At 58.2% G+C, this 13027-nt stretch carries 14 protein-coding genes; 7 read left to right on the top strand and 7 right to left on the bottom strand.

Features of this window, described 5'->3' with window-relative positions:
- Positions 1-63 precede the first annotated feature (63 nt).
- Positions 64-333 (top strand): metal-sensing transcriptional repressor, encoded by a 270-nt coding sequence (locus A8V01_RS17605; RefSeq protein ID WP_037516050.1) that lies wholly within the window; start codon positions 64-66, stop codon positions 331-333.
- A gap of 10 nt (positions 334-343) precedes the next feature.
- Here A8V01_RS17605 and A8V01_RS17600 read toward each other — a convergent pair whose 3' ends face one another.
- The 3 genes from A8V01_RS17600 to A8V01_RS17590 are packed head-to-tail and all read right to left on the bottom strand — an operon-like array spanning position 344 to position 3436.
- Positions 344-1069 carry a superoxide dismutase gene (locus tag A8V01_RS17600; RefSeq protein WP_037516052.1) on the bottom strand — a complete coding sequence of 242 codons (726 nt, stop codon included), beginning with the start codon at positions 1067-1069 and terminating at the stop codon, positions 344-346.
- A 4-nt stretch (positions 1070-1073) separates the two neighbouring features.
- Entirely contained in the window at positions 1074-2486 is a 1413-nt protein-coding gene (gene chrA, locus A8V01_RS17595; RefSeq protein WP_037516055.1) for a chromate efflux transporter, read from the bottom strand.
- On the bottom strand, positions 2483-3436 hold the full coding sequence (locus A8V01_RS17590) for a chromate resistance protein ChrB domain-containing protein (RefSeq protein WP_080727134.1): 954 nt from the start codon (positions 3434-3436) through the stop codon (positions 2483-2485). The genes chrA and A8V01_RS17590 overlap by 4 nt, the downstream gene beginning before the upstream one ends.
- Positions 3437-3515: 79 nt before the next feature.
- Between A8V01_RS17590 and A8V01_RS17585 the strand changes: the two genes are divergently transcribed.
- The 6 genes from A8V01_RS17585 to A8V01_RS28275 all read left to right on the top strand — a co-directional run bounded on the left by A8V01_RS17585 (position 3516) and on the right by A8V01_RS28275 (position 7280).
- Entirely contained in the window at positions 3516-4826 is a 1311-nt protein-coding gene (locus tag A8V01_RS17585; RefSeq protein ID WP_245892687.1) for an alginate export family protein, read from the top strand.
- 413 nt (positions 4827-5239) lie between these two features.
- Positions 5240-5773 (top strand): hypothetical protein, encoded by a 534-nt coding sequence (locus A8V01_RS28280; RefSeq protein ID WP_037516058.1) that lies wholly within the window; start codon positions 5240-5242, stop codon positions 5771-5773.
- 266 nt (positions 5774-6039) lie between these two features.
- A complete protein-coding gene (locus A8V01_RS17575) occupies positions 6040-6357 on the top strand; it encodes a hypothetical protein (RefSeq protein WP_037516061.1) in 318 nt (105 codons plus the stop codon).
- Positions 6357-6641, top strand: a complete 285-nt coding sequence (locus A8V01_RS17570; protein ID WP_037516064.1) for a hypothetical protein — start codon at positions 6357-6359, stop codon at positions 6639-6641. Before A8V01_RS17575 ends, A8V01_RS17570 begins: the two co-directional genes overlap by 1 nt.
- Positions 6642-6653: 12 nt before the next feature.
- On the top strand, positions 6654-6926 hold the full coding sequence (locus tag A8V01_RS17565) for a hypothetical protein (RefSeq protein ID WP_037516067.1): 273 nt from the start codon (positions 6654-6656) through the stop codon (positions 6924-6926).
- A 138-nt stretch (positions 6927-7064) separates the two neighbouring features.
- On the top strand, positions 7065-7280 hold the full coding sequence (locus A8V01_RS28275; protein ID WP_037516069.1) for a hypothetical protein: 216 nt from the start codon (positions 7065-7067) through the stop codon (positions 7278-7280).
- A 60-nt stretch (positions 7281-7340) separates the two neighbouring features.
- Here the strand turns inward: A8V01_RS28275 and A8V01_RS17560 are convergent, their stop codons facing one another.
- The 4 genes from A8V01_RS17560 to A8V01_RS28270 all read right to left on the bottom strand — a co-directional run bounded on the left by A8V01_RS17560 (position 7341) and on the right by A8V01_RS28270 (position 13015).
- Complete coding sequence (locus tag A8V01_RS17560) at positions 7341-7817, bottom strand: hypothetical protein (RefSeq protein ID WP_146037305.1); 477 nt, start codon at positions 7815-7817, stop codon at positions 7341-7343.
- Positions 7818-7980: 163 nt separating this feature from the next.
- Entirely contained in the window at positions 7981-8595 is a 615-nt protein-coding gene (locus tag A8V01_RS17555) for a hypothetical protein (RefSeq protein WP_037516072.1), read from the bottom strand.
- Positions 8592-10637, bottom strand: coding sequence for a site-specific integrase (locus A8V01_RS17550; RefSeq protein ID WP_037516073.1), 2046 nt, complete (start codon positions 10635-10637; stop codon positions 8592-8594). The genes A8V01_RS17555 and A8V01_RS17550 overlap by 4 nt, the downstream gene beginning before the upstream one ends.
- A complete protein-coding gene (locus A8V01_RS28270) occupies positions 10634-13015 on the bottom strand; it encodes a hypothetical protein (protein WP_146037304.1) in 2382 nt (793 codons plus the stop codon). The genes A8V01_RS17550 and A8V01_RS28270 overlap by 4 nt, the downstream gene beginning before the upstream one ends.
- Positions 13016-13027: the final 12 nt, after the last annotated feature.

Raw genomic sequence — 13027 nt, 5'->3', positions numbered from 1 at the left:
CATGTCTATCCCCCCGGGGGGATATTTTCTCGACAGCGATCGTCGCCCGTGGGATAGGATTGCATGGCCCATCAGACCCATTCCTCCCATCCCGCGATCATCAAGCGCCTCAATCGTGCGGCGGGGCACCTCAAGAGCATTGTCGGGATGATCGAGGAGGAGCGCGCCTGCGTCGACATCGCCCAGCAATTGCAGGCGGTGGAAAACGCTATCGCCAGCGCCAAGCGAGCGCTGATCAACGACCATATCGATCACTGCCTCGTCCACGCCGAGGAAGGCGAAGGCCCACAGCACGCGATCGACCAGTTCCGCGCCATCTCCAAATATTGGTGAGGGGCTCTCGTCAGCCGCGCGCGATGGCAGCCGCCCGCGCGTAACGCCGGTCGACCTCCTCCCAGTCGAGATTGGCGAACCAGGCGTCGATATATTTGGCGGCCTGCGTGCCATAGTCCATGTGGAAGCTGTGCTCGTACATATCGAGCACCAGCAGCGGAATGCCGGCGGCCGGCGCATGCATATGGTCCCACGACCAGCTGGTGCCGAGCGCGCCGGTGTGGAGATTGTAGGAGAGGATCGTCCAGCCCGATCCGCCGGCGAGCGACATGGCAGTGCGCCGATATTCGGCCTCCCAGGTCGCGAACGAGCCATAGGCGGCGTCGATCGCCTGCTTGATCCGGCCGCCCGCCTGACCGTTGCCGCCAAGCCCGTCGAAATAGAGTTCGTGCAGCACGACCGAGCCGGTCCGGTGCGCCTCTTCGCGCTTGAGACCGCCATATATCGCTGGCGGCGCATCCTTGTCGGCAAGGGCCGAGGCAAGACGCGACCGCACTGCGTTCAGCGTCTTGACCGACCCCTGATAGTTGTTCTCCCAATGCGATTTCAGCAGTCGCTCCGAAAGGCCGGGCAGCTTGGCGGGATCGAACTTGAGCGGCTTGGGCTGGAAGCTGCCGGTGAAGGCGGGTACGGGAGCGGCGACGCCCGATTGCGCAACCGCACCATCGGCTGCGGCGACGAGCAAGGCGCTCGCTCCAAGGGTTTTTACAGCACCTCGTCGTGTAACGTCGGTCATGGGCTCATACTCCTTGAGCGAAAAGGAACCAGGCCGCGCCGATCGCCGCGGAGCCGGCGAGGACGGTGAGCACACCTAGCTTGAAGCGGAAGATCGCCAGTGCGGCGGCGGCCGACAGCAGCGCCGCCGGCCAGTTGATCGAGGCCAGCACCGGCGCGTCGAAGCGGTGGCCCATGATTCCGATCGGCTGCACGCGGCCGAACAGCGTGTGGATCGCGAACCAAATGGCGAGGTTGAGGATGACGCCGACGACCGCGGCCGTGATCGCGGTCAGTGCTGCCGACAAGGCCTTGTTACCGCGCAGCCGCTCGATGAACGGCGCACCGGCAAAGATCCAGAGGAAGCACGGCACGAAGGTGACCCAGGTGGTCAGGATGGCGCCGAGCGTCGCGGCGATTAGCGGAGCCAGCCCGCCGGCATCGCGATAGGCCGCGAGGAAGCCGACGAACTGCGTGACCATGATCAACGGCCCGGGCGTGGTCTCCGCCATGCCGAGCCCGTCGAGCATCTCGCCGGGCTTGAGCCAGCCATATTGGTCGACCGCCTGCTGCGCGACGTAGGCGAGCACCGCATAGGCGCCGCCGAAGGTCACCACCGCCATCTGGCTGAAGAACGTGGCGATGCGCGCATAGACGTCGTCGGAACCAAGCAACAGGACGAGCGCCAGCACTGGTGCAAGCCAGAGCATGAGCAGCGCGCCCGAGATCTTGAGCGACCACCCGAGATTGGCGCGGGCATGCTCGGGCAGCGCTTCTCCCAGCGCGGTATCACGGTCATGCACGATCGCGCCGCCGCCCGGACCATGGCCCCCGCCGCCGCGAAACGCTGGACTGCCAGATCGGCCGCCGACATAGCCGACAATGCCGGCGAGCAGCACGATCAGCGGGAACGGCGCGCCGAGGAAGAAGATCGCGACGAAGGCGGCGACGGCGATACCGCGCATGACACTGTTCTTGAGCGCGCGCGATCCGACGCGAACCACCGCTTGTACCACCACCGCCAGCACGGCGGCCTTGAGCCCGAAGAACAGGCCCTCGATCAGCGGGACATGCCCGAGTAATACGTAAACGTAACTGAGCCCGAGGATCGCGAGGAAGCCCGGCAGCACAAACAATGTGCCTGCGACCAGCCCGCCTTTCGTCTTGTGGAGCAGCCAGCCGATATAGATGGCGAGCTGTTGGGCTTCCGGCCCCGGCAGGAGCATGCAGTAGTTGAGCGCGTGGAGAAATCGCTCCTCGCCGATCCAGCGTTTCTCATCGACGAGGATGCGGTGCATCACCGCGATCTGCCCGGCCGGGCCGCCGAAACTCAGTGCTGCGATCCGCGCCCAAACCCGCACCGCTTCGCCAAAGGCAATGCCGTGATCATGCGCCTTGAGCCGGAGCGCGATCTGCTCGTCGGTGATAACGCTGCTCATCGCTCGACCCTCCGGGCACTGAAAAAGGCGTGGAACTGGTCGAGCGCATCGCCGGCCTTTGCGATACGCTCCAGATCGTCGTCGGTGGATGCGCACACGCCCGACAGCATCGCGCCGAGACCCGCTGTTTCAGGCCGGTTGAACTTGGCGTCAGCAATGTCGAGGTCGTGGATGATCTCGCCGATTGCGACGAGTCCGGCGTCTTCGCCCAGGCCTGCGCGCATGACGATGGTCTCGAAGCTGCACCGATCCTCTTCATGAGTGAACTCTGCATCGGCCATGTCGAAGCGAAGCTCTCCGGCTTCGGGCGCATAGCTGCGTCCATCGACGAACTTGAAGACTGCATTGCGGTCGATGAACCGGCGGATGAGCCAGGCACAGGCGATGCGATCGACATGCACGCCGCGCCGGGTCACCCAGGTTTTACCGATTAGATCGCGCGGTTCGTCCGAGGCCGGCATCGACCGACTGACGTCGGGATGCTGGTAGCGCTGACGGTCAAGCTCGGCGAGCGCAGCCTCGGCATCCTGCCGCCCATGTGCCCCAAAGAAGTCGAGCATTGCGGCGTCGCCGAGGCGCTTCTCCAGCTTCACGATCTCGGCGCCGCTTGCCGGCCCGGTTTCAAGCAGCAGGCGGGCCGCCTGCGCTATCTCGGAATAATCGGCATCGCGCGCGGCATCGAATAATCCGCGCACGTCGGCATCGCTCTGTCCCGCCAGCAGGATCGCATCGAGCAGGATGGCGTCGCCGCCCGCCACGACGATCTCCTCCAGCAAGACGCGTAGGGTCGCTTCGTTCGCATCGCTCTTGGGAAGGACGTGCACAGCATTCTTGAGCGGCACCGCCCCGATCGTCTGGAGCCTCCGCCAGACCTTCACCCGCAGATAGGGTGGCTTGGTCGGGAGCTGATGGAGCAGAGCCAGCCAGTTCGCAGTTTCGATCGATGCCATAATGGTGCATGTATATCATACAATGCGATTCGATAGAACACATATATCACAACTAACTTGGCTGGTATCAGCGCTGGTCGTGGCTACCGCTCCAGGCGCCGCGCAGGCGCAGCAGGCAGGCGACGGCTTGTCGCTCTCGGGCGCGATGCGCCTGCGCTACGAGGTCATCGACGGTCAGCCGCGTGTCGGATTCAATCAAAGCGATGATCTCGTGAACCTGCGCACCAACATTCTCGCCGAATATCGTTCGGACCATTGGCGTGCGGCGATCGAGCTCTACGACAGCCGCGTGTGGGGCGAGGGTGATGGGACGCCCGTCACCACCAACGAGGTCAACACGCTCGAGCCGGTCCAAGCCTATGTCGCGGGCGACTTCGACAATGTGTTCGGGAAGGGTTCGAAGCTGACGCTGACCGCCGGGCGCATGATGCTCAATCTCGGCTCGCGCCGGCTGGTCGCCGCCGACGACTATCGTAACACTACCAATGGCTATTCCGGGCTTCGCGCGGATATATCGGCGCGCGGCGGTTGGAAGGCGACGCTGATATACACGTTGCCGCAGGTTCGGCTTCCTGACGACAATGCCAGCCTGCGCAGCAGCAAGGTCAGGCTCGACCGCGAGAGTTTCGATCTCGTGCTCTGGGGCGGCCAGATCAGTAAGGCGAAGGCGATCGGCCCGGCGATGGCTGAGATGACCTATTTTCATTTGGGGGAGCGCGATGCGCCAGGCCGTCCGACCCGAGATCGGTCGCTCGATACCATCGGTGGCCGGCTCATCGCAGAACCGCGCGCCGGCAAGGTCGATTTCGAGATGGAAGCACTCTATCAGACCGGTCACATCAGCATGTCGACGGCCGCGCTTGCGCCTTCGCAGTTGGTAAGGGCGAGCTTTCTGCACGCGGATGTCGGCTTTAGCTTTGCCGGTCCTTGGAAACCGCGCCTATCGATCGAATTCGATCGGGCGAGCGGCCACAAACCAGGTGGCCATTACGGGCGCTTCGATACGCTTTTCGGCATGCGCCGCGCCGAGCTGGCACCGGCCGGCCTGTATAATGCCATCGGGCGCGCCAATCTCGTGACACCTGGTGTTCGACTAGAGGCGACACCGAACAAGCGGCTCGACTGGTTAGTCGTTTATCGCGCGATGTGGGCTGACGCGCGTGAAGACAGTTTTTCTACGACCGGCGTCCGCGATGCCGGCGGGCTGTCGGGAAGCTTTGCCGGGAATCAAGTTGAAGTGCGGCTTCGTTACTGGCTTGTTCCTGATCGACTACGTTTCGAATTTGATGGGCTTTTGCTGGCGAAGGGGCGTTTGCTCCGTGAAGCGCCCAACGCACCGGCAAAGGGATGGACGCGCTATGGGTCATTCAATCTCACCGCCGTTTTCTAAGCGACTTAGAATTTTGTTCTGGGAGCCGGGCAATGTGAGTGGATCGCATGGCGGACGCTATCGTAGCGCTGTAGCGTAGGCATATTGCCCATCTTCATCGGGCTGAGCCCGCCAAGCTGTCTCGCAAAGTTCGGGCGTTCTCGATAGATTGCTGACGACCGATGATGGGGCGCGATGCTGATGGTCCGCTTGGACCGGAATGATCGGCCGCTTTCGGCATACCCAGACCTTATAGGGAGCAGTTGTGAACGACTGAGTCTGGTCGGCAGCCGACACCGAGTGAGCGTCAGCTATCTCAGAAACCCAACTCGGAACCGGACGGTCGCCTACCGGCCAGAGCCGGACACATGCGCCTCCTTCGGAAAACACGCTCTCGCATCCGGGAACATACACATGAGCAGCTGCGGGAGCGTTTGCTCGATTGGATCATCGAAGCCGGCCAGGAGCTTCACGAAGAGTGCCCATTCCGTAAGGATCGTCATCACGCCCCGCACGGCTATCAAGGGCGGCGGGAATCCGTCGTCGATGGCATCCCGCTAACGCTGTCGCTGCGTGTGCACTGGTCCGAAAGTGGGCGCCACGACGGGGCGCTGTTTCTCTCGCGAAAGGCAGGGGTTGATATTGAGGAACAGCGACTGATTCGTATGCGGACGGCCTTGGACAAGAAACTGCCCAAGCTGACTGAATGCACGGTTCTGGGCGATACGACCTTCCTCATTCTCGAATGGTCCGACATTGCGCTCAGCAACCATGTGGTCATAGGCCGCGCGCTCGAAGCCGCGCTCGCTGGACGGAGCGACTGCCCAGATTACGTCTTTTTGGCTGATACCGCGACCGAGCAGTGGCACTTCTTCCAGCCCGTCATAGCTGGAAATTCTCGATCGACATGGAGTACATTGAGATCGACAGGCGGATGGAGACCCGTTTGGCGTGACGATCGTGCCTAACGCGGATCTCCACAGCAGCCGCTGTTAACGCGAACTGACGACTTGCAGATGCGCGGATGATCTGCGACCTACGCAGTGTCGTCGATCAAACCCGGCGATGGGGCGTGGAAACCCCGAATTCGGTAGACTCGGTTTCTCTATGAGGCCGGGTGGCATGCGCGCATGTCCAACCCGTGAGGGTAAAGGCGCATGCGCCTGCTCTACCGATCAGGTTTCCAACACCCGGCTTTTGCCGGTCGCCCTTGTCGAAACAGAGGGGTGACCCAATGCACTTGAAATTTAACGGCAAGCTTAGCCCCAGCAGCCTCGAGCAGATCACTGGCCCTTTAATGGAGTTCCTCGAGCGGGAGGGGATCACTCAGATTGACGAGGTTTCGCTCAACCTTCGTGCGTGGCGGGGCGAGGTCCGAACGCAGATCATAAATGCTGATGCCCGGATCGTCAGCTTGTCCATTCCTGCGGAAGAGATCCTTGAGCGAGGGATACCTTCGACCTTTGCACTGCCGAAGCATTTGCAACTGCGAGATCGGCCGGACGAACTCGATCATGACGGCTTTGCGATGTTTTGGGGGCGAGATGACTGATGCCAAAAGTACAGCCTCGGTCGCCGGTTCCCCCTGATGCTGACCTCGCTGAATGGCTGCTCGTCACCAGTATGAGAACGTTTGATCCGGCCCGCAAGGAACTGCGCTTGGCGGGGAGAATCTTCAATGATCAACGCCAGCGCTACCCTGATGGCAAATGGGTCATCACCTCGGCTCTCCGAACACCGATGCGCCTTATTGTGCCGCGCGGGCTGATACGTACTCAGAACACCCGCTATCGTCTCCGCGAGAGAGGCACGCGGGAGGATATCACGCTCGACTGAGCAGGAGATCAGATGCTTGTCGTGAAAGTCGAAATATGGCCGGGAGGCCATGAAGCCAGTGCGTTTGAAATCGGGCGCATGGAAGTCGTCAATGAGAGCGGTCTATCGCAGGTGAGCGGCTATTCCGCCCATATTATTCAGCGAGACACGCCGCGATTGCAGGTGGCAGCATTCGATCTTCGCACGCAGGTACGTTCGCATGCTCGCAGCGATGGACCTTGGGCGCTTGTAAAGAGGGTGCTCGATCAAATTCGCAATGCGCAAGGGCGCGTCGTCATTGACTAGCGGGGCGGTCCTATGACTTGGACGAGCTCCTCACCGGAATGAAGCCAGATACATTCCCGAAGTCCATCGACTGAATCACCTGCCGTGAGCGAAATGCGGTAAGCTTCTCAATGATGTAAAGTCGAAGAAAGGAGCAGAATGATTATCACCCTCTCCGACCTTCTGGCCGGCATTCGAGCCCGGAAGACCACGCTCGGTATCATCGACACGCCCGAACGCGCAAAACAGATGCGTAACACGGGTTTACGACGCACGCCCCGCAAACGCGCTATGCTGGACCGGATAGATGAGCGGACGCGCGCAGTTGGCGTAGAGCGATCAGCAGAACACGACATTAAATTGGGCGGAAAATGAAAGGACGACGGCTCTCGTCCGTCGTTCTTTTTACCAGGTTAGATCGCTCTGGCGTCTGCTTTAATGAACGCTATCCTCGAAATGGAAGAGAACAGACAGCTGATCTGTGCTCAAATCGTTGAACTCGGAAATGGAGAATATATTCGGCCGTAAGGCCAAAGTTATCATCGGGCCGGTAACAATTATGACTGGCGGATATCCTCCATACTCACGCGGATCAGAAGCGTCTCGACCCAATGCTCCGAGTAAGCTATCCCTTATATGCATCCGGTCCACAATATTCGGCGGAAGGATGAACACTTGAGTGGGATTGATGAGGTTGTCGCGAATTTGATCAAGCATCTCAGCTCCAGCATCCGCCACCATTGCTCGATCCTGGGCTTGCACGATTGTGGTTCTGAAACCCGCAGAATGCAAAGTCATCTCGATACTTCTGTTGAGGGCAGGATCATCAACCGCCGTAACAACTTGAATTAGATCAGTCATAGATATAAATCCCATTGCCGAAGAAGGGCCTATAAATGCCGAATCTGGCATCGACTGTCATTTAATTGACTGTCCTATAATGAGAAAAATGGGTTTTTCGGTGTTTTGAACTGATCTCGCATTTGCAACCAAAGGCACGTGGACAATACGGTCACTCGACGATCTCCCGGAGAAAAGCGAGAATGCACGGCGGCATCGGAACCTCCGAAATTCATTACTTATTCGCGCCCGAAGGGAAATCCACCACGTTATCCTGCTCGACTGGGCGCAGGCTGATGATGACCCGCTTGAGATCAATTACTTCATCGATCAAGCGCTGGTTCTTATCCCTCTCAGATTGCAGTTCGATCTGACAGATTCGGAGATCACGTTCGGCCTGAATGAGCTTATATTCATTCGCGGCAAATTTCTCCGCAATATCATCGCGCTCGGCAAATGCCCTTTTGGCAAATGAAAGTGGCTTCTCCTGTGCGGCCGTGGCTTCTCCCGTATCATCGTGAGCAACCGGGGCTGGTCTTGCACGATCTGCACACCTTTCTGCTGCCCATGAGACCAAGCGATCGACGGCGCGAAGGGATTTCTTGTGATACGGCCTGTTGAGAGTGTTTTTGTCTACGTCGGCGCGACGAAGTACCTCACGCCTAGATAGTTTGAACTGCTTCGGCCCATCACCTCGATCGACAATGTAGCGGCAGCGCCCTGTCAATGCGTCCGCCGTCCCTCTAATTTCGCGCCGAATCTGGACGATCGTCGCGGAGAGCTTCCGCCTAATTTTCTCGCGTTGCGCCGCCGCATTGGCCTGCTGCAAAGACAGTTCTGGTTCGCTCATGCGGCTTTGCTGATCAGGGCAAGGAAGCGATCATCATTGCGATAGTGATCCTTGATTTCAGGAAAAATTTCAACTTGATCGAGGATCTGAGCAGCGAAGAATTTCCGCGGCAAATCGAGTTTGTCCACGATGGCCTCGTGGTAGTGGTCGAACAGGTCCTCAATAGTCTCGTAGACCTCGTCGATCCGGAGCGACAGGTCCAAGCGAAAGCGGCACTTGGATTGGCATGCTGCGGGATCGATCTGGCGACCGCCAACTGCGCAAAGACCCGTCTGCTCCAATGCTCGAATGCAAACAACGCCAGGATAGATAATCTTAATGTCCATTGCGCCATCCAGCAGCTTCGCGGTCACGAACTGCATGAGGGTAACGCGTTGGGCCCGTTCGTTGAAAGGGATGTTCAGCTCGTCAAAGAAGCGGTCTCGTTGGGACCGGAGGGTGGCCGATGCAGGTCCGGCACTCCGGTCGAGATCCTCGACAATGTTGAGGGCGACTTCGACTCGACGCTCGCCGAGCATTTCACGCAAGTCCGCGAGAATACCCGGGTCCGCCAACAGATAGCGCATGGTCGTCATAATGTCGGAGTGACCGAACATTTCCATGACCAGCATAGGAGCGCCGGTGAGAGCCAGCAAGGCGAGTCGGGCTATCGTTTTTCGGTACCGATGCGGATGTGCTGTACCATCGTTAAGGTGGGCTAGGCCGTGTCGCTCTGCGAACTGGGTACAACGATAGTGGGGGCTGATGCGGGCCACGCCAGCACTCGTTCCGCTCATGCTCCACCAGAAACCGTCGCTGTCACGCGGCCCTAGCACTTCCGCCAATTTTGCCTGAGTTTTGAGCCAGCCGACGACCTGCGCGGGTATAGGCCAATTCCGTTTATCGCCGAGGGAGGTCCGAGACGGTTTCATCGTCCGGCCTTCGACGATGCCAAACTCGTCCACCGTGCCAGCTTCCCTTAAAACGACCGAGCGCTTGAGCGAAAGGACTTCGCTCTTCCGTCCTCCGGACAGCAATAGAAGAATGTGTAAAATTGAGTCAACGTGCCGGCTGATCAGACGTTCAAGCTCGTCCCATTTTGTCGGCGGGAACACTAGACAATCGCAAGTAAATGGTATTTCAGTGAGCGGCGACCCATCAGATTTAGTCCATTTGAAGTCCGCGAGCTTCTGTTTCCACGCCTCGGTGCGCGCTAATCGTACAGTCTGGGGTTTCGGCGCACCTTTTCGTCCGCGAGGAAACCATTCTGCGCGATTTTCTTCCATATCTGGATGATTTTCGAAAATGGTGGCGAGATTGGGACCGATTTCATTCAGGTAGAAGTAGCACCGACGACCCATTTCCGTGACGTATCTGTCAGATAAAGGGAGGTATGTTACATCACTGGGAGGAGCTTCGATTTCATTGGAGTAATTCTCGTGATCATCGAAGGCATCAGAAATATCATCGGCGATAAAGGCGTCGCCTCCACTATTGCCTGCCGATGGAAGAGACTGTCCAGGGTAGTCAGCAATGAAGCCTCGGCGCCCATATTCAGCGAGCCCTTGCAGGTGCGTCAATAGTCTAGTGGTATGCTTTTTACGCCCCTTCGACGCTGCATCGAGCAATTCATCCCAATCAGTGGCGCTGAGTGACGCAAAAGAAAACTTTCCACGAGCAATCATATCGCCAGCAAACTCGTTCAGAACGCTCTGTCTCGCTTTCAGTCCAGGCAAGCGAATAGGGTTCTTGATCGGCGCCACCATCGATAGCACAAGAAAGCGCTTGATCGTGTTTAGCAGTCCATCGCCTCCCAGCGCTCTCAGGTCGCAGGGTAGGCGATGACAAATGCTGCGTTGGGATGGTTGAAGATGTGGCATCAATTCTTCTGGCCACAGCCAATCATCGTCGCTCATTTTGCTGCCGGGGTGTGTAGCAGTCGGTAGGGTGATGATTGCGTTTTCTGGGATAGCCAGATTTGCGTCCGATAGTCTATCGAGCGCTAATGCCTCCTCCTGAAGGAATACCTCATGGCAATAGTCCAGAAAGAGGTCGATCTTCATGCTACGATCCCTCGATTAGCTAGCCTTCGGGCGCCTACGGAGGCGGTGCCAAACATTGGCCGAGGCGGGCGCGCCTTTACTGCCTTGATGGCATCAGCTTGCACCTTGGGCGCGTACTGCCTGAAAATTTCTTCGGCTGCCTCGAGCCGCTCCCCATAGTCGCTTTCAGTCCATGCAATGATATCAATCGAGGATTTGAGCTGCTCAAGCCGGGATATTTCTCGCGCCACATAGATTGCTGTATCAAATGTGGGGTAAGCCCGACTGCACCCATCATAGCAATTCTGCACAGTGCACATCTCTCCGTGTCGGTGGGATGGGTCGATATGGGCATCCGGCTTTGTTGGATCCGAGCACTGCATGCCTTGGGCGGATATGGAGGTGCCTGACGCCAGTGTGCCACCCTCTTCCTCCGTTAGGCGGCCGCTGGAAACCAAGCTTCGGATGATATCGGGAGCAGTCGACTGACCAGTCTGGAATTGCCGCAATAGTGCTCCGCCCAGATCGAGCCAGTCACGACGATGCCTAGACCGTCGCTTTTGATTGGCGATATAGGTGATCAAGGAGGCGAAATCGCTGTGGCCTAGCGCGATCTTCGTCAGGATGAGATTGGCCCCGGACTTCTCGTACGCGAAGATTGCCCAAGCCCGGCGGGTCATACCCTGACTTAGCTTTACCGGATCCCCGTTTGAGCGCTTGACGCCGGATGTGGCGAGAGCTGCGTTGAGAGTGGGCCAGTCGATTGCCAGTTCGGCGATCGAGCCATCATCTTGGACCACGAGCCAGGCCCTGTTCTGAAGGTCACGAAGCCGAGGCAGAGTTTGGCGAAGGGCCATGCGCTCCTGGGCGCTAAGTCCGCTAGACTTGTCCCGAATGGTCGCTTCGATAACGTGAATGCGCTTTCCGAGCATGAGCCGCAGAGGCTCCGTCCATGCGATGACACGGCGCATGATATCAAAAGCCGTGAAATCCTTGTTCGTGCTGCTTTGAGCTGTTTGGATTTTTCCCGCAGCGCGGTTCTTTACGGCGTAGATATCAACGTAAGTTCCATTCTCACCGTGAATAGGGTGAGGTCTATGCCAGTTGCCTGGCACGATCTCTAAAGCAGTTGATGCATTGAAGCCGGTTCTTAACAGAAAGAGTGCGAATGCACACTGCAGCTCTTGCTTTGTGGCAAGCGCCAAATGAAGTAATTTATGCTGCTCAGTCATGCTAAGCCGACCGCTTTTAAGCCCATCTAGAAAAATGTGGCATCTTTCTAGAGCTTCTTTAGTTCGATCGTTCGCGCAGTAATACTGATTCTTCCGATGATGATATATGTGGTCTATCCATCCTGCTTTCACCAGTGCCTTACCGTCCCTCGTCAGCGCCTGATGCGGTACGCCCGAAGCGTCGACACCGTCGTTACCCACTGCCAAGGGGCCCTGAAGTACGGCCGAGATGATCTTAGCACGATACTCCACTACTATCGGAAGATCCGTCCGGCCGCCTGGGGCAGGAGACAGAAAGTCGTCCTGAATGACTCTATTTGGGTATCTGTCGAAGAAGGCTGGCGGAGACACTCGAAGAACGGCAGTCTTTGCAAAGCGATGGCTAGAATCTAGTTCCCGCCACAAGTGGCCATACTCGATAACGCGCCGTTCACGAGACTCGTCCGTATCGGCATTTACGCCCCCTCCGACATGCTCGACTGCGGTCGGCACACCGTCTTTAGGAGGAGATGAGGCCTCGTCCGGTAGGAGATAGCGGCCTTCTGCAATCCGCGTGGTTGCGCTCTTCAGTGACGCGATAAGGGCCTCGCCTATGATCCTGTAGTCGTCGTCTTCTCCATCGATGTCGTCTGTACGATCCCAGTTGTTGCTTCCCTTGCTTTGGGGAAAGCGATTCGGAGCAAGGATAAAATTTCCGGGCAGTTCACCGAATTTTTCCTGCGCGGCGGAACGAGCGACGCGCGCGCATTGCGAATATACGCGGGAGAGAACATCGCCTTCGATCTGCTTGGGGAGCCAAGCTTCGAACAAGCCCCAAATGGCACCAGGCAGGTCCTCGACAGCGCCGTCGAACGAAATGGAGCTAACCGGATCTTGACCACTTCCACTAGTTGCTTCGAGCCAGTCAAGGAAGAGGAAGAGGTGGGTAAGATCGGATGCCAAGTTTTTAAACGTATCGTGCGTTATCCGCCTTTCTCTCGTGATCCGGCGGAGGCCAAGAATGAGGTCTAATCCGAGAACAGGGCGCGGCAGTATTTGACGCCCTAATCGTCCGGTCCGGCCAAGAACGAAGTGGCCGCAATCTTCTTCCCAGGCCATTGGTGGCCGAGTACTGCTGCCTTTGGATCGGCCGCGGACGAAATAATCGTGTTGGTTTGTCGTGATCATTCCAGTCAGTCC

The organism is Novosphingobium guangzhouense (genome assembly GCF_002896965.1).
In the GTDB taxonomy this organism is placed as follows: domain Bacteria; phylum Pseudomonadota; class Alphaproteobacteria; order Sphingomonadales; family Sphingomonadaceae; genus Novosphingobium; species Novosphingobium guangzhouense.
Note: the sequence above shows the minus strand (reverse complement) of the source record. Positions and strands in the feature narration are given on the sequence as shown.

What these genes read in the sequence shown, in the direction of transcription:
- A8V01_RS17605 (WP_037516050.1), top strand. Translation starts at nt 64, where the DNA reads ATGGCCCATCAGACCCATTCCTCCCATCCCGCGATCATCAAGCGCCTC.
- A8V01_RS17600 (WP_037516052.1), bottom strand. Translation starts at nt 1,069, where the DNA reads ATGACCGACGTTACACGACGAGGTGCTGTAAAAACCCTTGGAGCGAGC.
- chrA (WP_037516055.1), bottom strand. Translation starts at nt 2,486, where the DNA reads ATGAGCAGCGTTATCACCGACGAGCAGATCGCGCTCCGGCTCAAGGCG.
- A8V01_RS17590 (WP_080727134.1), bottom strand. Translation starts at nt 3,436, where the DNA reads ATGGCATCGATCGAAACTGCGAACTGGCTGGCTCTGCTCCATCAGCTC.
- A8V01_RS17575 (WP_037516061.1), top strand. Translation starts at nt 6,040, where the DNA reads ATGCACTTGAAATTTAACGGCAAGCTTAGCCCCAGCAGCCTCGAGCAG.
- A8V01_RS17570 (WP_037516064.1), top strand. Translation starts at nt 6,357, where the DNA reads ATGCCAAAAGTACAGCCTCGGTCGCCGGTTCCCCCTGATGCTGACCTC.
- A8V01_RS17565 (WP_037516067.1), top strand. Translation starts at nt 6,654, where the DNA reads ATGCTTGTCGTGAAAGTCGAAATATGGCCGGGAGGCCATGAAGCCAGT.
- A8V01_RS28275 (WP_037516069.1), top strand. Translation starts at nt 7,065, where the DNA reads ATGATTATCACCCTCTCCGACCTTCTGGCCGGCATTCGAGCCCGGAAG.
- A8V01_RS17560 (WP_146037305.1), bottom strand. Translation starts at nt 7,817, where the DNA reads ATGCCAGATTCGGCATTTATAGGCCCTTCTTCGGCAATGGGATTTATA.
- A8V01_RS17555 (WP_037516072.1), bottom strand. Translation starts at nt 8,595, where the DNA reads ATGAGCGAACCAGAACTGTCTTTGCAGCAGGCCAATGCGGCGGCGCAA.
- A8V01_RS17550 (WP_037516073.1), bottom strand. Translation starts at nt 10,637, where the DNA reads ATGAAGATCGACCTCTTTCTGGACTATTGCCATGAGGTATTCCTTCAG.
- A8V01_RS28270 (WP_146037304.1), bottom strand. Translation starts at nt 13,015, where the DNA reads ATGATCACGACAAACCAACACGATTATTTCGTCCGCGGCCGATCCAAA.